This window comes from Gordonia hongkongensis, from assembly GCF_023078355.1.
GTDB classification, from domain to species: Bacteria; Actinomycetota; Actinomycetes; order Mycobacteriales; family Mycobacteriaceae; genus Gordonia; species Gordonia hongkongensis.
Genome location: NZ_CP095552.1, coordinates 2,734,943 through 2,754,749, shown reverse-complemented (window position 1 = coordinate 2,754,749; position 19,807 = coordinate 2,734,943). Strand labels below are relative to the sequence as shown.

Genomic DNA, 19,807 nt, shown 5'->3' with positions numbered 1-19,807 from the left:
GTGTCCACCCCTTGCCCCCTGAGGTGCGAGGAGCGCGAGCGACGAGCCTCGAAGGGCTGGTGAGGCGCCTCGCGATGCCCTTCGTGGTTCGTCGCTATCGCTCCTCACACCTCAGGGAGCAAAGGGAGGCGGGAGCAGGGGACGGCAGCTGCCTGACGCTAGTGAGCAGCACTCCCGAGGTACGCCTCCTCGATCCTCCCGATGTCACCGGCAAGCGACGCCGCGGAGTCCGTCAGAGCGATTTCGCCGTGGACCAGCACGATCGCCCGATCCGCGATGCCGAGCGCCAACCGAACATGCTGTTCGACGAGAACCACCGCGGTGCCCTCGGTGTCGGCGACATCCCGCAGGACGGGCAGGATCGATTCGACAACGATGGGTGCGAGTCCCATGCTCAGTTCGTCGATCAGCAGCACTCTCGGCTGCTGCAACAGCGCACGCCCGATCGCGAGCATCTGCTGCTCTCCCCCAGACAGCTCGCCCGCGGCGACCTTGAGTCGGTCTCTGAGAGCCGGGAAGTGGTCGAGCACCCGGTCGACGGCGTCGGTCCGAGCCGCCCCGCGTCGTCGAATGGCCAGCTGGAGGTTCTGTCGGGTCGTGAGTTGCTTGAACAGCGACCGGTCGTCCGGAACCAGGACGAGTCCGGCACGCACGGCCGCACGCGCATCCCCTGACCGAACTGCGTGACCGCCGACGCTAACCTCGCCGTCGAGTCGCGGCAGAAGACCGGCAACGGTGGTGAGCAGCGTCGTCTTTCCGGCCCCGTTCGGTCCGAGCAAAGCGACGATCTCCCCTGCTTCGACGGACAGATCGAGGCCGTGGACGCAGGCTTTGCCGCGCGAGTACCCGGCGTCGAGGCCACGGCATTCGAGGACCGTCACGGCGTCATCTCCTTGGTCGTCGAATGTGTCTCGGAGACAGCGCTGTCCGGTGGCGAAGAATCCTCGGACCCCGCCACCGCCGACGAGGGCGTACCGAGGTAGGCGTTGACGACGGCCGGGGATCGTCGGATCTCGTCCGGGGTGCCCTCGGCGATGACGGATCCGAGATCCAGGACGATGACCCGATCACACACAGGCTGAGGACGAGGTCCATGTCGTGGTCGACGAGAACCATCGAGACCCCGTGCGCCCGGGCCGCCCGCAACCTCTCCCCCAGCCAACGGCTCTCGGTGCTGTCGAGTCCGGCTGCCGGCTCGTCGAGCAGCGCAACCTCGGGCTGACCGGCGAGTACGCGAGCCACCGCGACGAGCTGACGCTGACCTTGCGAGAGGTCCGCTGCCACAACATCACTGAGGTGGCTGATCTCCAGCATCCGCAGGACGTTGCGGACGTTCTCGGCGGTATCCCCCGGCGCCCGGCGCGCGGCGATCGCCAGGTTCTCGGCGACCGACAGCTCACCGTAGAGCTCGATGTCCTGGAAAGTTCGGCCGAGCCCAGCGCGGCTGCGTCGATGTGGTGCAAGGCCGTTGAGGGTCGTGCCGCCGAGAGTCACCGTTCCGGACGCGGTCGCGAATCCGCTGATGGCGTCGATCAGAGTCGTCTTGCCGGCGCCGTTGGGTCCGATGAGGCCGACGATCTCGCCGGAGCGGAGGTCGAAGCTGACGCCATCGACGGCGGTCACCGCCCCGTAGCGCACCGTGACGTCGCGAGCCGAGAGCAGAACCTTGCCACTGGGCGGTGTGACCGGCGGAGTCGGCGCGGCCTGAGCGTCGTCGTGAGCCGATTGTGGTGCACGACGTCGAGCCGGCATCGGGATCTTGTGCAGATACCCGATCACGCCGTCGGGACTCGTGACGACGGTGAGCACCAGCAGGACTCCGCTGACCAGCATGTAGTAGTCGCCGAACGACGCGTACTTGTCCGCAGCGAAGTACATCAGCCCACCAGGCGCGATGATGCCGGCGAGGACGGCTCCGGAGATCGAGGTGACGCCGGCGATGTAGAAGACCGCGAAGAGTCCGATCCCGGCGAAGACGGCGTAGCTCCCTGCGGTCGCGAGGGTCTGCTGGTACGCCAGCAGCGATCCGCCCAGTCCGGCGAGGAACGATGCGATCGCGAAGGCGATGAGTTTGGTTGCGCCGACGTTGATCCCGGCCGCGGCTGCGGACCGTTCGTTGGCGCGCACGGCCAGCATCGACGCGCCGAGTCCGCTGCGACGGAGAATTGCCACCGCGTACGCCACCAGGGTCAGCACCACGAGGCACAGGATGCCGAAGGCGATCCGCGGATATCCCTCACCCGCACCAATTCCCAGATCGATGCCGAAGATCGACGGGGATTCGACAGGCGCACCCTGCAATCCGCCGTTGAGCGACGGGTTGCGGAACCAGAACGCCTCGCAGAACACGGCGAGAGCGAGCGTCGCGACCATGAGCGGTAACCCGCGCACCCGAAGAGCGGGCAGGCCGACGATGACGCCGGTGACCATCGCCGCGCAGGCGGCGAGCAGCGGGGCGAGCGGGAACGGGATGTTGAGGTCGTCGGTCAGTCGGCTGAGCGCGTAGGCGCCGACGCCGGCGAGCGTCAGTTGCGCCAGCGACACCTGGCCCGCGTACCCGGTGACGACGACCTGGGACAGCGCGATGATGGCGTAAATCATCGTGGCGATCACGGCGAGCCGGAGACTGCCGGAGGTGGTGACGAGTGCCAGTACCGCAACGACGACACCGACGATCCCCGGTATCACCAGACGGTTCGGACGCGGTGACCGGCCGAGGTCGTTGCGCGTGACCGCGCCACGGCCCGGCAAAGGACGCCCGCGGATGAGGAGGAAGCCGATGATGAGGATCAGCGGGACCGCTTCGGCGACACCGGCGTCGGGCATCCAGTCCCAGGTGGTCTGGAGTTTGGTGGCCTCGGACTGCAGCATGCCGATGACAAGCCCGGCGCCGACCGTGATCGATATCGCGGTGAAGTTGCCGACCAGCGCCGCGGCGAGGGCCGGCACGATGAACATCGTGTAGGCCACGGGATTGAGTGGAACGATCGGGGCGATGAGCACGCCGCCTAGACCGGCAGTTGCCGACGACAACGCCCAGTTGGCGACCGCGATCCGGTCCGGTGAGAGGCCGGTGACCAGGGCGCCCTTCTCGGATTCGGCGGCGGCCTCCGTCGCCACGCCGAAGCGGGTGTAGCGCAGCACGAGTCCCGCGCAGATCGCGAGTCCGACGATGACCACGGCCAGCATCAGACGGTCCGTCGGAACTGCGCTGGATCCGATCGTAAATGTGTCGATCTTGAAGATGGGTCCGACGCTGGGCGCGTTCTCGCCGACCCGCAGCGCGATGAGCGCCTGGATGACGAGCATCAGGCCGATCGCAGCGACCGCCTTGGCCAGCGCCGGGGCGGCCCGCATCGGGCGGAACACCAGTAGGTACAGGATGACGCCGAGGATCGCGGCGACGACCACGGAGATGAGCAGTGCCGCAGCGACTCCCAGCTCGGACCCGAGCGAGATCGTCGCCGGGAAACCGGGGATGGGGTTGAGGAGTTCTCCCTGGCGCAGAAAGGCGTAGGTGTAGGCGGCGTACAGCGCCACCGCGCCGGTGGCGAAGTTGACGACGCCGGAACTCTTGAACGTCATCACCAACGCGAGGCCGAGTGCGGCGAAGACGGCCCCGTTGCCGAGGCCGAGGACCAGGAAGGCGAGATGGTCGGTCATGGAACTCCCACTGGGAAGTGCGGGGATCGGGGGCCGCGCGGACGCGACCCCCGATCTGTGAAGGAACTAGTTGTTGGTGACGACGGTGTTCTCGAGCTTGGCGTCGGCGGTCACGTCACTGACCAGGATCGCCTTGCTGCACAGCGACGTCAGCGGCGGGAAGGCCTGACCGTTGCAGGTGAAGGTGATGCCGGGTGCGGCCGGGAGCGGGACGTCCTTGGCCTGTGACAGTGCCGTGGTGAACGTCTGGGCGTCGACGGCGCCCTCGAGGCCGTTCAGCTCGCCGAGTGCGGTCATCACCTGGTAGCCGATGTAGGCGAGGCCGGCCGGATCGGTGTCGGGCGCGTATTGCGCCATGACGCTGCGGTATTGGGTGACGCTCGGGTCGTCGGAACTGAGGTTGACCGTGGTGAACGCCTTGGCGCCGGAGACCGCGTCGTTGCCGACGGCGTCGAGGACGGGCTTGTCGAGGCAGCTGGCGATGAGGTACTTCGAAGCGTCGGGGGCGACGGTCTGCAGCGTCTTGAGGACCGAGATGCACTGGCGGGTGTCGCCGAGGATGCTGACCGCATCCGGGTTGTCGGCGAGACCCGCGGTGATCTGCGGTGTCAGGTCGGCGGCGCCGACCGGCACGGTGACGACGTTCAGCGCGACGCCGGCACGCTGGAACATCGGATCGCCCAGTGCTTTCACCGACGCGGCCGCGTCACCGGAGTCACCGATGATCAGGGTGACCTTCTTGAGTCCGTCCTTGGCGGCGGTCGCGGCCTGTCCCGCGAGGACCGCCACGATGCCGCCGGAGAGCATGAACGAGCCGGGGGTCGCCATCTCCGCTTGTGACACCGGAGCCTGTGCGACGAACGGGATCTTGGCGCCGGCGATGATCGGCAGCATGACCGCACCCTGCGCGCCCAGCGGCGAGACCACGACCGAAACCTGCTGCTCCACCATCTGATTCGCGCACTTGGTGGCCGAGGCGGGTTCTTCCTGCTGCTTGCACACGACCAGTTCGATCTGGTGACCGCCGATGCCGCCGCCGTTGTTGTTCAGGTATTCGACGGCGGCTTCGCTGCCCTCGCGCACCATCGGCGTCGTCACCGCACCGCCCTCGGGGACGATCAGGCCGACCTTGACCGGGTCGCCGGTGGCCGGGTTGCTGGGGAGCTGGCTGGTCTCGCCGGCGGTGGAGCTCTCCGAGCTGTCGTCGGCGCAGGCCGTCAGCGCTCCGAGCGCGAGCACCCCGGAACAGCCGATCACCGTCGCGGTCCGAAGCACACGCCTGAGTGCACTGGGTGATTTCATGCGATCCCCTTCGATCGTGATTCGACAAGTCGCCGCCCCGCTGCGGAGACGGACGAAATGTCGGATTTGCTGACTCGGTGGCGACTGTAACCCGCAGGTCGCAGTCGTCGGTCGGATTCGAAATATTCTGTCCTGCAATGAGTCTCGGCTCGGTTGACGGCCGGTGCGTATGGCAGCACAAGTCGTCGGTCCGGCGCCGGAAGATCCCCCCGCGGTCGACTCGCGTGACGTCGTCTGATGGATCGACGACCTCACACTGGACTCAGAGGAAAAAGTTAGACGCCCATCCAAACTTTGGGGGCGGAATGCAAGAATTGGTTGGTCGGGGTCGCCCCGCCCGTACGGAAGGCACCACATTGACCGAAGCTCCGGCCATGGGCCGGCGGGAACGCAACAAGCAACAGACGCGCGAACGCCTGCTGATCGCTGCGCGCGAACTGCTCGCCTCCGAGGGGAGCGCCGCGACGGTCGAGTCGATCGCCGAGCGTGCCGAGGTGTCGCGGGCGACGTTCTTCAACTACTTCCCGAGCAAGGACGACCTGCTCACCGATCTGTACGCCCAGCTGATGGGGACGTTCTCGCACGTCGTCGACGCGATGCTCGAGAAGCCGCTGAGTACGTACGAGCGCGTGGTGGGTGTGTTCGTCGACTTCGCTCGTTCGTCGGTCGCCGACCCGGACTACATGCGGACGGTGACAAGCGAGATCGAACGGATTTCGTCGATGTCGGGGACGCTCGGTGAACGCAGCCACGTGTTCACGTCGGAGGTGCTGCGGCTCATCGAGCGCGGCGTCGAACAGCAGGATGTGCGGACCGATCATCCGCCGGAGTTCCTCGCCCAGATGGTTGCGGCGATCTACGTGTCGAGCATGCGTTACTGGCAGATCGATCCCGGCTTCGAGGTGAGCGAGAGCTTCGAGCGCGCCGGCCGCTACGCCGCGGAGTCGCTGCTGCCGCGGTAGCGCTAGTCAATCTTGGTCGTCGGGTCGCGCGACCTCGGTCTCCCACCGCTCGCGCCGCTCGTCATCGGTCTGCTCCCACCACGGGGTCCCGCGCTCCCCCAGCGCGACCTTCGCCGCCTGGACGCCCTGGCGAGACCCAGGTGCGCCCTTCGTCCGTTTCACGTCCCGACGCCACGCCATGAGGATCGACTGCAATTCGGATCGGCGCTCGTCCGGGATCAGCGGATCCGTCGCCCGCCACTTGCGGCCGTTCACGATGATGTGGTGGCCGTCGGGCGTGTGTTCGGGCTCGGGCATGGATTCCACGGTGCCACGCCGTTTCGACGACCCCTGTGACCGGGATCTCGTTGGGAGTCTCACCTGCGGCTTCGTTGGCGCTTCGGGCTGACTCTCAGTGTCTACTTATGTCCGGGAAGGTAACTTTGCCGTGTCCTTGCCGATACCGAACTGTTACCCAATCTGAGATGGACAATGCTTTGCCTCTTCACCGACTGAACGCCGACTCTTCGACGCGCCCCGCCACCCGCGCCCTGCTCGACTCGACGTCGAGCACCCGGTGCCCTGGCCGCCATCGTGCCACCTCGCGCTCCACCACCCGCACGGCCCTGCGAACGGGTGCGTTCGCCGCGTTCGTCGGTGCGGTCGGCCTGAGTGCCGGCACCGCCGCGCAGGCAGCGGCGCAGCCTGCTCCCCGCCTGCGCCGAAGATCGCGCTTCCGGAGAACGTCAAGCTCCCGGCCGGCGTGGTCCTGCCGCCTGAACTCGACAAATTCGCTCGCGACGTTCTGCCCCCGTCGGTATTCGAGCCCGGTAACCCGGGTCTGCCCGGCATCAAGAGCGCGGTGAAGCCGGTCAGCGGCACCGTGACCTCGGGCTACGGCCCGCGCTGGGGCACCCACCACAACGGAGTCGACATCGCCAACAAGATCGGAACGCCCATCTACGCCGTGACCGACGGCGTCGTCCTCGAGTCCGGCCCGGCTTCCGGCTTCGGCCAGTGGGTCCGCGTGAAGCAGGACGACGGCACCGTCGGCGTCTTCGGACACGTCAACGAGAGCTTCGTCCACCCCGGCCAGCATGTGCGCGCCGGCCAGAAGATCGCGACCGTCGGCAACCGCGGCCAGTCCACCGGCCCCCACCTGCACTACGAGGTCTGGGACGCCAACGGCACCAAAATCAACCCCCAGGCCTGGCTCAACAAGCGTGGCGTTCACCCGTGACGGACGCTCGTCTGGTCTGACCAACGATCCCACCGGCTTTGTCGGTGGGATCGTTGTCTGCCTCCTGTCTGCCGACGAGAAGGTCAGCCGAATAGCCTACGAATCTCGGCTCGTACTTGATCGATATTCGTGTAGGGGGTCTCCCCTCCCATCTCATAGAGCGATAGCAGGAAAACGAGCTCCTCGTATTCCTCCACTTCGTCCAAATCCCGCTTCAGAAGTTCCGCCTCCAGGTTTGCGACTGCTCGCGGATTCTCCGGGTCTTGCATGACGTCGCTCATCGCTCGTGTCAGCCCAGGATCGCGAGAAAGCTTGTCGTCGATGCGATCACCCCTTCGGTGCCATAACGGTCACAATGTGTTGTGGACCTGTTCCGCTCACAACTACGTATGCCCTGCCCTGGAACACTTTCACGGTGTCATTGTCAGGCCTGTAGGTGAGCCTCGTTGGGTTGTCGAGAATGTCATCGACCCGCTCGAGGGAAACCGGCGGACGCCCGCCGCCTCCATTGGCGATCCGGTCGGCAGCATGAGCGGTGATGGTGCGCCCGGCGGGTGTCTGAGGATAACCCTCACGAAGCTGCTGTTCTAGGATATTTCGCGCCGCTGCCTGTGGGTCGTACCGAACCACTTCTGAACTGCACGCTCCCGTCGGCGCAAGGCCGAAGGGATCCGCCCAGACCGACGGATTGTCGGGATAGGCATGGGGATTTGGCGCAGGCGCCAGTCCCAGCGGATCGGGGCTCACATAACGACCGGACCTGGCGTCGTAGTAGCGATAACGGTTGTAGTGAAGCCCGCTCTCGGTGTCGAAATACTGACCAGGAAACGCCCACGGCGTCGTAGAGCCAACCCACGTGCTTTCGCCGTACAGCGTTCTCGCGGCCTGCCCGGCGACACGACCCGTAAGCGGGTCGATGAGCGCTGTCGGTGTCGCGATCTGATCAGTGACGATCGCGAAGAACTCTCGATCGATTTCGGTTTGGGTCCACTCGACCGGCCTGGACGGCGCGAACGTAGGTGACCCGAGGTTGAGGCTCACGTCCGTGTCGGGTGCGCTGTTCCTTGAGTCAGCACTGTCCGACGCCACTATCGTTTCTGTACTGCGTGTCTGCGCCAGAGGTGTGTACGCGTAGGGCGCGAACGTCCAGGTAGTCGCCGTTAGGCCCGCGTTGGTTCCGGCGTCCGGTGCATCCGGCACTGACTCTGTCTGTTCAACCAGCTGTTCGCCGTGCCAGTGGAACCGAGTGACTGCCCCGGTTGCCGTGTTGGTCTTGCTGAGGCGACGCCCGAGGTGGTCGTAGGTGTACGTCCACGTCGTCCCGTCGGGAGTGATCACGCTGCGTAGCCGATTGTGCGCGTCCCAGACGTAATGCCACACATCGGGTTTGCGCGACAATCGCCTGCGACTCATCGTGGTGAGGCGCCGCGGGATCGTACCGGTACGACGTCCGGCCGTCGTCGACGAGCAGGGTGCCGGAGTATCGCCAGCGGGGACCCTTCGAGGCTCGGCTAGCGCCTCGCACCTCAGGGAACGGAGGTCGGCCGGTGTCTTGCGCATCCGGAGGCGCGGTCCTTGAGAACCCGTAATCGGTGATGTTGCCGGTCGCGTCGTAGGTCAGCTTCTCCGAGCTAGAGACACCGACCGCCGCAGTAATCCGTCCAAGTACATCGACCTCGTAGTCGGTCCGACCGCTATCAGCGAGCGTCGTCGTCGAAGCGGTCAGGATGCCGTCGGCGCGGTAGGTGTACTCGGCTCGTGCGACGGTGCGTTCCGGTCTCCCGCCGGCCGATCCACTCGAACCGAGGTTCAGCGTTGCCGGATTGGCAGAGACCGTCGCAACCGACCGACCCACCAACCGACCGACCGGATCCCACGACGAATCGATGGCCGTGCCCTCGAAGCGTCGACGCTGCTCACGACCGGACGCGTCGGTAGTGATGTCGCAGGTACGACCCGCCGTCGAAATGAAGTCGAGCACGCCGCGCGGGTCGTAGCCGTAGCGCGTGTGCACTGCGGTCGGCGTCGTCACCGATGCCGAACGGCCCGCGCCCGTCCAACCAGACTCGATCACCCAGTCCGCGGATCCGTCGTTCACGCCGGTCAATAGCGGCATTCCTGCCGCCGTATACGTCGAGTGCCACCGCCCGAACGCGCCGACGACACTCTCCGGCCGCCCGGCGAGGTCGTAGCTGTACTCAGTGACCTCCCCGTCGAAGTCGGGGTTGAGCGGGTCCGAACTGCGTTCAGCGACAACACGACCGGCGGCGTCGTACTCGAACGCTACAGTCTGCCCGGCCGCGTTCGTCCGCGTAGCGAGCCGTCCGCCCGCGTCGTAGGTGTAGGTCGTTGTCGCGTTGTTGAAGTCGATCTCGGACTGCAACGACCCGTCCGCGCTGTACGAATAACTCCACACCAGACCGTCGGGGTTGGTGACCGCGACGAGCCGGCGTGCGGTGTCGTAGGTGAACTCCGTCCGCGAGCCATCGGCGTCGACTCGCGCGACCGGCAGGTCGTAGTGGCCGTATGCCCAACGAGTGGTCGCGCCGACGGGATCGACGTAGGCGACGCAATTGCCCTCGCCGTCGTACTCCCACCGCGACTGGCCATCATCGGGAGCGACGAGACTGGTCCGATTCCCCATCGCGTCGTACCCGACGGTGATTCTGGCGCCCTCGGCGTCGACGACCTCGACCGGCCGCCCGAACGCATCAAATCTGATCCGCGTCGTGTTGCCGAGCATGTCGACGATCTCGGTGGGGAGTCCGGCCGCGTTGTTGCGGTAGCGAACCATCACGCCGTCGGGGTCCGTGAGCGACGTCAGTGCGCCGTGTTCGTCGTAGGTGTACGACGTGACCGCGCCGGCGTTGTCGGTCACCGTCAGCGGACTTCCATTGTCGGTGTAAGCGATTCGCGTGGTGACCGGACCCGGTTCGACGATTCGGTCCGGCCGTCCTGGACCCGCGTAACTCACTTCCGTCGCTGCACCGTCGGGTCCGACGATTCGCTCGACATCACCGAAAGCGTTGTAGTGCAGCCGTGTCGAGAGTCCATCTGCACCGGTGAGCACCATCGGTTGTCGACTGTCGTTGTAGTCGATCCGGGTGATCCGACCCAGCGCGTCGATCTCCTGCCGCACCCGATTGTCGGCATCGATGCCGTACAGCGTCGTCGCGCCGACGGCGTCGGTGTAGGTCGTCATCGACCCGGGGCCTGCCGTCCGGAGCTGGTAGTCGAACCGCCCGGACCACACTCCGTTCATGCCGGACTGGATGGTCACACGGCCGAGGTCGTCGTACCGGTTCCAGTACTCCATCCCGATCGAGTCACGCCACCAAGTCATCCGCCCGGCCTCGTCGTAGCCGAAACGCGTTGTCGCACCGACAGCGTTGGTCGACGCTGCGAGATGTCCGCGGTGGTAGCTGAAGGTGCACAGCTGCTGGTCGGCCGGAACGCCGTCCACCCCGGCAACCAGGCGGTAGCCGAGGATTCGAGCGCCGTCGCACTGCACCTCTATGCGGTAGCCGGCGGAATGCTCGACCGCCGAGGGTCTTCCATGCTCGTCGAAGACGAAACGGATTCGGTTGTGATGCCGGTCGGTCATGGCGGAGACGGCGATGCTCCCGGCCGTGACGTCGACGCCGTCCAGTTCTGGGATCGGGATGAAGAACCAGCTGACGAGCGTGCGGACATGGGTCAGCTGGTAGCCATCCGTCGCCGTTGCTCGCAGCTCCCAGTCGGTGTCGTTCACGCTCCGCGACACGGAGTCAACCTGCGGTTTAGGGAAATTCGTCATCGTGCCGTCGGCGTCGACGATGGTCACCAGGTCGTCGGAGACGATGGCGCGGGCGTCGAAGGTGGACGGTGTGGTCGGTCCGAGCCATCGACCCCACCGATAGCGCGAGCGATGCCGGTGCGTGAGCCGCAAGGGCAGGACCCCAGGTAGGTCGACGTCGGTCAGCGGAAGGAAGTACTCGCCGGTCGCAACGTTGACGGGTTCGCCGTTGCTGCGACACTGCTCGGGCGCCTCATTGCCCTCGCTGGTGTCGGCACGTTCCGTCGAGCCCGAGTCGGTGCGTTCGGGGTGAGCGGGGTCGATCGGTTCGCCGGTGTCGTTGTCCGGGGCGGGGTTGTCGACGTCCGGGTTGTCGCCGTCGGGTCGACTACCTGGGACGGGGTCGCGCGGCGACGACGGTGCATCGGGGCTCGCCGGACGTGGGCTGGCCGGTGACGGGCGTTCCGGTGTGAACGGGCGGTCGGGAATGACTGTCGGCGGGATCGGACGGTCGTCGAGCGGGGTGCGCGGCGGGTTGGGTGTGGTGTCCGGCGTGTTCCGCACGGTGGGTTCGGGCACGTGATGGGTGTTCGACGGAACCGGACGGCCGCGGTCCAGGTCGCGCGGTGTCGTCGATTCCGGTGTGGTGCGCGCAGGCGGCGTGCGGTCCGGGGTGTGATCGGGTGCGCGCGGAGGCGTGGCAGGAGCATCCGCACGCGCCGGGGCGACGGGACCAGCCGGCGTCGGAGCGGGTTTCGATTGCGCGGGATCGGGTGTGGCATGTGGCGTCGATACCGGAGAGTGGCCGGCGACCGGTGCTACGGGTCCCGTTGCGGGCGTGTCGGCGTGGTCAGGCGTGCGCGTCGGGGTCTCGACGACGTCGGGTCGAGTTGTCGGCGCGTCGGGATGAATCGAGGCCGGTGTGGGGCGTGGACCAGGCGCGTCTGGGTCGGGTCGCGTGTGAGGTGTTGTGGGACTTGCTGGTTCGTCGGCTTTAGGCGGGTGCCCGCCGGTCGGCTCGTCGTGCCGGGTCGGGTTCCGGTCGACGACGGGCTCGTCGGGCTTGGGCGCCGACGGTTCATTGTGCGTCGGGTTCGGCGCGCCATCGCGGTCGACGGCGTTGTGTCCGGGAGTTGACTGGCCGGGTGAATGGTCGGCACCGGGTGCGGCTGCGGGAGTGGTGGTGTCGCCGCGGTTGGGTCCGGGCGGGTCGTCGTCGCCCAGGTTTCGTGGTCCAGATGGATTGTCTGCGGGTCCCGGCGTAGGAGATCCTGGCCCGTCGGAAACGGGCGAGGGAGTGGTCTCGGGATTCGGAGTGGGCGCGGGGGTCTCGGGACCGGGTGTGTGCGAGCCGGGGCCGTCAACAGGTCCGCTGGCGACGGGCTGGTCCGGGGACGCTGCGTCTGGGCGTGGCGCAGGCGGTTCAGGCGCTCCCCCGCTGGGCGGAGTGTCGACGGCGCCCGGCGAAGGCGCGCCGGCGTCGGGGGTGGGCGCCGGATTCGGTGAGCCGGCGGGCGCCGGTGACTCGACAGCTGGAGCGTCCGGCGCGGGACCGTCAGCTCTGGGGACCGGAGGCGCGTTGTGGTCGACAGCGAGGTCGGGACCTTGTCGTCCAGGCAGGTCGGCACTGGGGCTGGCGCCAGGCGTGTCTGGCGACGATCCGTGTGGCGCGGGCGTCGGGTGTGGTGACGCGGGCGGGGCGCCTGGGTGACGTGGTGTCGGGTTGATGTGTGGAGTTGGTGGCGTCGACGGGATGTTGCGACCGGCCTTCATGAAGCCGGTCAACATACCGCCGCCCTTTGGACCCGGGGCAATCATCATGGCCGTGTTGCCGATGACGTTGCCGAGTGCCTGGGACGGATCGGTCGACCATCCGGATCCGGCGAAGTTCCGGACGAACTCGTCGGGATGGGCGACCTGGTGCACGATCCCGGTGACCATGGTCGCCGAGTTGCGCATGTAGTTGTGGGGATTGGCAACGTTGTACGGGTTCTGCGGGAGCATCGTGTTCAGCCCCCTCACCACCTCGGTGACCGACCCGATGAGACCTGCCTCGAAGTGGTTGAAGCCGGTGACGGCGGCGGTCCCGACATCGGTAGCGGTCATGCGCGCCTGATCGAACGCGGACGGCATCGGCGGTGCCATGTTCGTGGCGCCGCTCAGTTCGGCCTTGACGCCCGGGGCCGACGAGTTGCGGTGGTCGCGGCCGACTTTGAGGACTCGCTCCGCCTCGGCCTTGTATCCGGGCCAGGGATCGGGTCCGGGATGGGTGGGCGGGGTGTCGCGTCGATCGTTCTTGTAGTCGTCGAGTTCGTCGTTGTAGATGTTGGCCTTGGTGACCCATTCGTCCCGTTTGCGCTCGCCCTCTTCCCAGATGCGCACGGCCTCGGCGGCTTTCTGCTGCGCAAAGGTAACGACGCCGGCCCAACCTGTGAGTGCGGCAGCGGCTTTAGCCGCGGCGTCGCTGGCGGCGAACCATGGTGGAACTTGGCGGCCGATCGCATCGGCAAACTCTTGTGCGCCGTCGCCCGACCAGTGATCCACCGAAATGGCGCGCAAGCCCTCGCCGGCGGTGACGAAGTTCCCGGCGAAACCCGTGAACTTCTCAGCGAGCGAGGTGATACCGGCCGGATCACCAAGGATCAACTCCCTGGGGTCTTTGGTCTCGCCCAGATTCTTCTCGTCGGGCATGGCGCCCAGCGAGTTGGCGACGCCGTCACCGAAGTCCTCGACGTTGGTGGCGATGCTGTCGAGGCCGACGGCGCGCAAACCGCCGCCGAGGAGCTCCGTGGCGCCGTCGATGAGTCCGCCGACGACCTCCTTGCCGCCTTCGAGGGCGTCGAACAGCCCCACTTACTTCGTCTCCGGCGTGCCGGTTGGTTCGCTCTCGGCGGTGCTCGGTGAGTCGGCGGTGAATCCGTCACGCTCGAAGCCGTCGATCGTGTCGGTAACGAGCGACGACGGATCGACCTGGTGGCGTGCGATGGTCTCGAGGTCCTCGACCATCGTCCCTCGGAGTTGTTCACCGAGTTCTTGGTGCTTTTTCATCTCTTCCGGCGTCAGGGCCCACTGAGGGTCGATGATGGCGTTCTTGTTGTGCTCCCACAGATCGCCCCACGACATTCCTTTGATCTCGTCTGGGGTGAGGCTCGGGGTCGCCGAACACGTCCATCGCATAGTTCTTGAGCTGGTCACCCGCCCACTTCTCTTCGCGCTCGTAGTGGCTGGCACCGAGCCCGAGTCCTCTCGATAACTCAGCCGCCCCGGTCACCAAGGCTCGAACACCCCACTCCCAGCGGTCGCAGTACTCCTCGAGGCCGCTCTTCGGATCGGCATGTCCGATGGTTCGACCGTCGAGGTCGAGATCCCCGTATCCGCGACCGAGCGCGGCACTGTAGTCCGAGCCGACGCCGGTGTCGGCGAGTCCGTCGATCACGCCGTTGATGCCGGCACTGGCTTTGTCGAGGGCCGAGGGCTCAACGTGCAGGTTTTCAGTCATCGGACTACCTCGCCCTCGTCGTCGTAGTAGCAGTGCGGTGTCAGCTCGCGGGATGGCGGGAACGAGATCGTCGACGGTGTCGCGGGATCGACCACGAGGCCGGTGGGTTCGGGGGCTTGGTCGAGGACTCGGTCGATCAGCGCATGACCGGGAACGTCGAGGTAGCGGACCTCGTCCAGGTCGCGGTCGGTGAGCTCGGCGAAGTCACGCAGGCGTTCCGGCGTCGTGAACGCCAGCATCCACGGGATACCGGCCTCCACCAGCGTGAACAGGCGTCCGCGGTGGTCGAGAGGAACGGCGAGGGTGGCATCGCGGAGGGCATCGTAGAGCCGAGGTGGATCGCCGAAACCGGACAAATACGCCCGCACCTCATCGACATATGTCGTCATCACCGGACTCCCCCGCAGTCATCACCGTGTGCCGGTTGATGCTAGATCATGAAGCTGAAGTTCTCGCGGTGGTGTCCACAGGTCGGCTGAACCCGTATTCGCGGTGACACGCCAGGTTGCGTGCCGTCCCATTTCCGCCCGGCGAAGACTCCGGAATGTCGTTTCTGCTTCAAGCCCCCGTGCTGGGTGGAATCAGAATCCGCCACTACGCACATGTCGCGAGTTCGTCCACAACTCGGCGGCCCCCGTCACAATGACCCCGCGTCGTACTAGTCTGTTCGACGAGTCGGCCCCAGCACGGGTCCGTCACCGGGAGGGGGACCCATGAGCACGCCATTCGCCGACGACTCACTGCTGCCCCAGGCCGTCCCGGAAATGCCGGTCAGCCCGCACGGTCGCGCAACGGTACTGCGATCTGAGCGCGCTGATTGGGAGCGAAGGGCTGCTGCGGCGAATTCAGCGGCATCGCAGCTAGCGGAGGCGGCGAGATCCCTGGATCCCGCCGCTCGAGCAAATTGGTTCGGCGACTGCGTCGAGGGTCGTTCTTTTCACGAAGCCTTAAGAGGGTCGCTTGAGCGCCTGTCAGAGACTCTCACTGAGCAAGTGAACCGAACAATCAGCCTAAGTGAGCAGTGCCGACTGGCGGCCGACAGGATCGAGGGTGTTGATAACGAGGGTGCGGTAGGCCTTGGTGCGTGACATCGCGAGGGCTGTAGGTCGCTTCTCGATTTGTGTCGTTGCGGCCAGCCTGGCCAGTGGATGCTCTACCAATGGCGATCCGGCAGCCATCACATCGTCACCTAGTTCTTCGACTCCGATACAGACCATTCGGCAGACGGACGATGCAGGACTGAGGCTTCCGTTCGATACCGACTTCCCAAATCGCTGGAGTATCAACAACGATGGAAGTCCATATGAGCCGTGCACTCAAGTACCGACGGAAGTGCTCCGCAACTTTGGCCTTAACCCATCATCTGTCAGTGACGCTGCTGCGTCTGACTTCCAGACAGCTCGCGGTTGTGAATGGACTTTTGTCGACGATAACCTGTCAGCTATCTCGCAGTACGTCGGCGACATTGTGCACCCACAGGATGGGTTGGACGGACATAAGGCCCTGAACAGCTCAGGAACGGAATGGTTTTCAGATCTGGTAATGCAGGGCCGTAGAGTACTTGTTGGTTCGATAGCACCGTCCGACTGCGCAGTCTATGTGCGTTCCGGAGATGCAGTCGTAGTCACATCAGTTATCAAGTTTGGCGGCGACGCCCCCTCTACGGCTCAGATTTGTCGCGAGGCTGCAGACTTCTTGAAGAGTACGATCAGCCGGATCCCGGAGTAGATTTCCAAACCTGTTTATGGGCAATTGATCAACGACGTGGGTGTGATCGGACCCGAAGTGCAAAGCTAGCCTGCGCGATCACGCGTGCACACTTTGCCTTCCGTAGCCCGAGGATCTCGTGTCTGTTCAGTAGGAGTGGGTTCTGTCCCCCGTTCAGACGAACTGCGATTGTGTCCGCCTTGTCCGCTACATTCGTTTGGTCACCACGCAGATGGAGGTTTGATGGCCAAGGAGCTCGTAGAGGTGCCGGTGTGGACGCTGGCAACGGATGAGGCGGACATCCCCGCTGTTCTGAGCGACACAGCGCTAACTCCTGATCGACTCGCGGGGCTTCGACGCGCGCTCGCCGAGTTAAGCGAGACGCCCCTGACGACGCTGGAGGCTCATACGGCACCCGAGTCCCTCGATCGGTCGAAGGGTATCCACCTGCACGGTGTGAGTCCGTTGGCGCAGCAGCTCTCACAGCTTGTAAAGAACACGCCGCAGGTCTTCACCGACGGTGGCGAAACGCTCTACCGAATGCAGGTACCGGCAAAGTTTGCGGCACAGGTCGCAGGCGGGATGGTTAAGCCGATGGCGGCGTCGACTGCTTCGGGCGGAGTGCACACTGCGCTGACCAACGGATCAAAGATCGTGGGTCAAGCAACGATGGTTCCTGTGACCGCGGGAAAGGCAGCCGCTGCCGGTGCCGGCGCCGCGGCACTGACTGTCGCGGCGCCCTTGGTCCTGATGGCCGTGGCCGTTGGCGTAAGCGCACACGCCGACCAGCAGCGTCAGAAAACCCTCGAGAGGATCACTGAACTACTCGAGAAGCTTGTTGCTGACAACCTGGAGTCCGAACAGCACGCGCTGGAGGCATGCCGGGGTGCTATTCAGAAGGCGACCTCCATCGTCCTGGACGAGGGGCGAATAGGGGTGTCCCTGGGACTTGACTCCGCAGTGTTTGCGATCGACAGCGCCGTGTCCAAAGCGTCGTCCCGAATCGTTAAGTGGGAGAAGGCACTGCAGACGTTCGACAGCGACAAGGTCGAACTCAACAAACTAGTCGGGGCGATCCCGGGTGTAGAGGCCGAAGGCAGCGAGTTCTACGTGCACGTCCAGCTAGCCCGGCTTGCTATCGCGATGAAGAGGCGAGTCATCGTGCTGCAAGCGGTTGAGCACGCGCAACTGTCGGAAGGGAACCCGTTCGAACGCTTCGCTGCGGTGCTGCATAAGGAGCAACAAGATATCGAAGCAATCGATCGCCGCCTTGACGGCGTCTTGCTTCGCCTGTCAGCGCTGCAACTTGACCGGTCTCACGGCATCCGCGACATCATGTTCTCCTCCGGCGAGGTGGACAAACTGCTGAACACAACGCGTCGACTGCGCGATCTCGGGCAGGCGGTGCAGATTGCCGGACGGCAGTCGGAGGTCACCATCGACATGGTCCAGGAGAAGGACGGTTCGGTGATCGTCTTTCCTGCGATCGCCTCGTAGAGGTCAACGATGGGGCCGGCGAACGGACGCAACGCGGACCCCAACGTGGTCGCGGCGAAGCTGGCGCGGATTCGTGAACCCCACGTTGCGCCACTCAACGAACTCGCCGATCGGGTCGCCGATGCCGAAGGACTACACCGAGGTGAGGTGCCCTACGTCGACCCCGACACCGGCGGTATCAACGCCCGCATGCTCGTGCTGCTGGACAACCCGTCCACCAAGGCCGAATCGACAAGCGGGTCGGGCCTTTTAAGCCTGGACAACAACGACCGGACCGCGCGGAACTGCCGGGAGGCGTACGCGCGCCACGGAGTCGACTGGGGCGATGTCGTCCACTGGAATGTGGTGCCATTCCCGGTTGCCGGTTTGAAGAACGGTGGATCGACCCCGACGGAGCGGGCGCGCGGGGCACGTTGGACCCACGAAGTGGTGAACCTGCTCCCGAATCTCGAGATCGTCCTGCTTCTCGGTGGTTCCGCTCGCGATGGTTGGCGTCGTGCAGCCATCACGCGCGCCGGCATCTACGTGCCGGCAGGCAAGATTCCGCACTGTTCGATGCGCGGCTTGAACACCGCGGGCGGGCGCGAGCGGTTCGAAGCCGCGATAGCCGACGTATCGACGAGACTCATGCTGGCCTGAGCACTTACCTGGAACGGATGAGGACTGCGGCGACGTTCGGCCACCGGCTGCAGTCGTAGCTTCGAGACGCCCACACGGTTCCGACCAGCATGGGCCAATGCGCTGTGCAACAGAATCTCTCGCTGCCGTCGAACCGCCCTACTGTCATCGCATGACGACTGACACGCATGGTGCGCAACGAGTGTTGCGAACACGCTCCGCGTCCACACCGTCCACGGTGTGGCTAGCCACCGGATTGATGATCACCGGAGCGAGCATCCAGCTCATCGGCATGTTCCGCGCGCTCTCGTTGGTCGACGCAGTCAGGAAAGAAGCACGTCTGCGGCAGTCCGTTCGCCTCGGTGACAGATCGACGTATCGGAGCTCTGACGCACTAGATGTCGCGAGCGAGACCGGGACCAACGTCGCGACCGGTTTGATCGTCGCGTCCTGCCTCGCACTTGCCGGACTCTGGCTACTGCTTGCGTACGCCAACCTGCGCGGTTTCCGCTGGGCACGCGTGGCGGCCACCGCCATCGGCGCGGTAGGCATCGTCTCCGGGATCACGTCCGTAGCAACCTATGACAGGTCAGTGACCAGCACGCTCGACGTCGTGCTGTTGGTCATCGAAGTCGCTGTACTGAGTCTCCTTTGGCATCCGCGTTCAGCGCCCCACTTCCGCCAGAAGTGACCTGACAGTCGGCCAACGCCCCGTTGCGTTTCGCCACGGTCGATGCTCCGGAACATTTGGCAGAATGCGGGCATGGTCGAACAAAGCATCTGGATGCAGAAGTCCGCCGAGGATCCCAACCACTCGAGCTGGTACGTCGAGCGCTTCCGCGCCCTCGCTCGTGAGGGCAACGACCTGGTCGGCGAGGCTCGGCTCATCGACACGATGGCGTCGCGCGGGTCCCGCATCCTCGACGCCGGGTGCGGCCCAGGACGCGTGGGCGGGTACCTCGCCGAGGTCGGACACGATGTGGTCGGCGTCGACGTTGACCCGGTCCTCATCCAGGCCGCCGAAGAAGACCATCCGGGCCCGCGCTGGCTGGTGAACGATCTCGCCGAACTCGACCTCCCCGCCCGCGGCATCGACGAACCGTTCGACCTGATCGTCTCGGCCGGCAACGTGATGGCATTCCTCGCGCCGAGCACCCGTGTCACCGTCCTCGAGCGGTTGCGCGCACATCTGCGCGACGACGGCCGCGCGGTGATCGGGTTCGGCGCCGGCCGGGACTACGCGTTCGACGAGTTCCTCGAGAACGCAGCCACCGCCGGCTTCGCTCAGGACCTGCTCCTGGAGTCCTGGGACGTCCGCCCGTTCACCGACAAGTCGGAGTTCCTCGTAGCGGTCTTGCGGCCCGCGTAGGAACTGGTCGGCATCTGTGCGCTAACCGTCAAGAGCTCTGACGACAAGCGAATCAGCCGTCGGCGGTCTCTCGATCGCGGCAACCTAATTATGGTCCGATATGGCTATCATCGTCATCCGTTCTCGTCGCTAGGACGTAGTCCCGGGGCGCCGATGGGAAGTCATTTGTGCCGCCGTAGCGCTTTGCACCGCCGGC

At 65.6% G+C, this 19,807-nt stretch carries 15 protein-coding genes and 2 pseudogenes; 7 read left to right on the top strand and 10 right to left on the bottom strand.

Going from position 1 to position 19,807, the window contains the following annotated elements:
* Nucleotides 1–158 precede the first annotated feature (158 nt).
* The 3 genes and pseudogenes from MVF96_RS12465 to MVF96_RS12455 all read right to left on the bottom strand — a co-directional run bounded on the left by MVF96_RS12465 (nt 159) and on the right by MVF96_RS12455 (nt 4,965).
* A complete protein-coding gene (locus MVF96_RS12465) occupies nt 159–881 on the bottom strand; it encodes an ABC transporter ATP-binding protein (protein ID WP_247449234.1) in 723 nt (240 codons plus the stop codon).
* Nucleotides 878–3,663: pseudogene (locus MVF96_RS12460) on the bottom strand (ABC transporter permease subunit). The gene MVF96_RS12465 and the pseudogene MVF96_RS12460 overlap by 4 nt, the downstream one beginning before the upstream one ends.
* 66 nt (nt 3,664–3,729) lie before the next feature.
* Nucleotides 3,730–4,965, bottom strand: a complete 1,236-nt coding sequence (locus MVF96_RS12455) for an ABC transporter substrate-binding protein (RefSeq protein WP_165630040.1) — start codon at nt 4,963–4,965, stop codon at nt 3,730–3,732.
* A 356-nt stretch (nt 4,966–5,321) separates the two neighbouring features.
* On the opposite strand from MVF96_RS12455, the gene MVF96_RS12450 reads away from it, so the two are divergent.
* The gene (locus MVF96_RS12450) at nt 5,322–5,927 is read left to right on the top strand and encodes a TetR/AcrR family transcriptional regulator (protein WP_137810605.1); all 606 of its coding nucleotides are present in this window, start codon (nt 5,322–5,324) and stop codon (nt 5,925–5,927) included.
* 6 nt (nt 5,928–5,933) lie between these two features.
* Here the strand turns inward: MVF96_RS12450 and MVF96_RS12445 are convergent, their stop codons facing one another.
* The gene (locus tag MVF96_RS12445; protein WP_247449232.1) at nt 5,934–6,224 is read right to left on the bottom strand and encodes a hypothetical protein; all 291 of its coding nucleotides are present in this window, start codon (nt 6,222–6,224) and stop codon (nt 5,934–5,936) included.
* 167 nt (nt 6,225–6,391) lie between these two features.
* Here MVF96_RS12445 and MVF96_RS12440 point away from each other — a divergent pair.
* A pseudogene (locus MVF96_RS12440) lies at nt 6,392–7,146 on the top strand (M23 family metallopeptidase).
* An 83-nt stretch (nt 7,147–7,229) separates the two neighbouring features.
* Here MVF96_RS12440 and MVF96_RS12435 read toward each other — a convergent pair.
* The 6 genes from MVF96_RS12435 to MVF96_RS12405 form a co-directional block, all read right to left on the bottom strand.
* Nucleotides 7,230–7,427, bottom strand: a complete 198-nt coding sequence (locus MVF96_RS12435; RefSeq protein WP_247449230.1) for a hypothetical protein — start codon at nt 7,425–7,427, stop codon at nt 7,230–7,232.
* A 46-nt stretch (nt 7,428–7,473) separates the two neighbouring features.
* On the bottom strand, nt 7,474–8,187 hold the full coding sequence (locus MVF96_RS12430) for an RHS repeat-associated core domain-containing protein (RefSeq protein WP_272499258.1): 714 nt from the start codon (nt 8,185–8,187) through the stop codon (nt 7,474–7,476).
* A gap of 172 nt (nt 8,188–8,359) precedes the next feature.
* Nucleotides 8,360–13,774: a putative T7SS-secreted protein gene (locus MVF96_RS12420; RefSeq protein ID WP_418930384.1), complete on the bottom strand. Its 5,415-nt coding sequence runs from the start codon at nt 13,772–13,774 to the stop codon at nt 8,360–8,362.
* Complete coding sequence (locus MVF96_RS12415) at nt 13,775–13,969, bottom strand: hypothetical protein (protein WP_247449229.1); 195 nt, start codon at nt 13,967–13,969, stop codon at nt 13,775–13,777.
* A complete protein-coding gene (locus MVF96_RS12410) occupies nt 13,944–14,420 on the bottom strand; it encodes an ESX-1 secretion-associated protein (protein WP_247449227.1) in 477 nt (158 codons plus the stop codon). Before MVF96_RS12410 ends, MVF96_RS12415 begins: the two co-directional genes overlap by 26 nt.
* Nucleotides 14,417–14,809: an SseB family protein gene (locus MVF96_RS12405; protein WP_165630048.1), complete on the bottom strand. Its 393-nt coding sequence runs from the start codon at nt 14,807–14,809 to the stop codon at nt 14,417–14,419. The genes MVF96_RS12410 and MVF96_RS12405 overlap by 4 nt, the downstream gene beginning before the upstream one ends.
* A gap of 691 nt (nt 14,810–15,500) precedes the next feature.
* Here MVF96_RS12405 and MVF96_RS12400 point away from each other — a divergent pair.
* The 5 genes from MVF96_RS12400 to MVF96_RS12380 all read left to right on the top strand — a co-directional run bounded on the left by MVF96_RS12400 (nt 15,501) and on the right by MVF96_RS12380 (nt 19,611).
* Nucleotides 15,501–16,148, top strand: coding sequence for a DUF3558 family protein (locus MVF96_RS12400; RefSeq protein ID WP_238994889.1), 648 nt, complete (start codon nt 15,501–15,503; stop codon nt 16,146–16,148).
* A 222-nt stretch (nt 16,149–16,370) separates the two neighbouring features.
* Entirely contained in the window at nt 16,371–17,624 is a 1,254-nt protein-coding gene (locus MVF96_RS12395) for a hypothetical protein (RefSeq protein WP_159370838.1), read from the top strand.
* Between the two features lie 9 nt (nt 17,625–17,633).
* The gene (locus MVF96_RS12390) at nt 17,634–18,263 is read left to right on the top strand and encodes a uracil-DNA glycosylase (protein WP_247449226.1); all 630 of its coding nucleotides are present in this window, start codon (nt 17,634–17,636) and stop codon (nt 18,261–18,263) included.
* 238 nt (nt 18,264–18,501) lie between these two features.
* Complete coding sequence (locus tag MVF96_RS12385) at nt 18,502–18,933, top strand: hypothetical protein (RefSeq protein WP_247449225.1); 432 nt, start codon at nt 18,502–18,504, stop codon at nt 18,931–18,933.
* Between the two features lie 72 nt (nt 18,934–19,005).
* Nucleotides 19,006–19,611, top strand: a complete 606-nt coding sequence (locus tag MVF96_RS12380; RefSeq protein WP_247449224.1) for a class I SAM-dependent methyltransferase — start codon at nt 19,006–19,008, stop codon at nt 19,609–19,611.
* Nucleotides 19,612–19,807 lie beyond the last annotated feature (196 nt).

What these genes read in the sequence shown, in the direction of transcription:
- MVF96_RS12445 (WP_247449232.1), bottom strand. Translation starts at nt 6,224, where the DNA reads ATGCCCGAGCCCGAACACACGCCCGACGGCCACCACATCATCGTGAAC.
- MVF96_RS12380 (WP_247449224.1), top strand. Translation starts at nt 19,006, where the DNA reads ATGGTCGAACAAAGCATCTGGATGCAGAAGTCCGCCGAGGATCCCAAC.
- MVF96_RS12390 (WP_247449226.1), top strand. Translation starts at nt 17,634, where the DNA reads ATGGGGCCGGCGAACGGACGCAACGCGGACCCCAACGTGGTCGCGGCG.
- MVF96_RS12410 (WP_247449227.1), bottom strand. Translation starts at nt 14,420, where the DNA reads ATGACTGAAAACCTGCACGTTGAGCCCTCGGCCCTCGACAAAGCCAGT.
- MVF96_RS12415 (WP_247449229.1), bottom strand. Translation starts at nt 13,969, where the DNA reads ATGAAAAAGCACCAAGAACTCGGTGAACAACTCCGAGGGACGATGGTC.
- MVF96_RS12435 (WP_247449230.1), bottom strand. Translation starts at nt 7,427, where the DNA reads ATGAGCGACGTCATGCAAGACCCGGAGAATCCGCGAGCAGTCGCAAAC.
- MVF96_RS12455 (WP_165630040.1), bottom strand. Translation starts at nt 4,965, where the DNA reads ATGAAATCACCCAGTGCACTCAGGCGTGTGCTTCGGACCGCGACGGTG.
- MVF96_RS12395 (WP_159370838.1), top strand. Translation starts at nt 16,371, where the DNA reads ATGGCCAAGGAGCTCGTAGAGGTGCCGGTGTGGACGCTGGCAACGGAT.
- MVF96_RS12385 (WP_247449225.1), top strand. Translation starts at nt 18,502, where the DNA reads ATGATCACCGGAGCGAGCATCCAGCTCATCGGCATGTTCCGCGCGCTC.
- MVF96_RS12405 (WP_165630048.1), bottom strand. Translation starts at nt 14,809, where the DNA reads ATGACGACATATGTCGATGAGGTGCGGGCGTATTTGTCCGGTTTCGGC.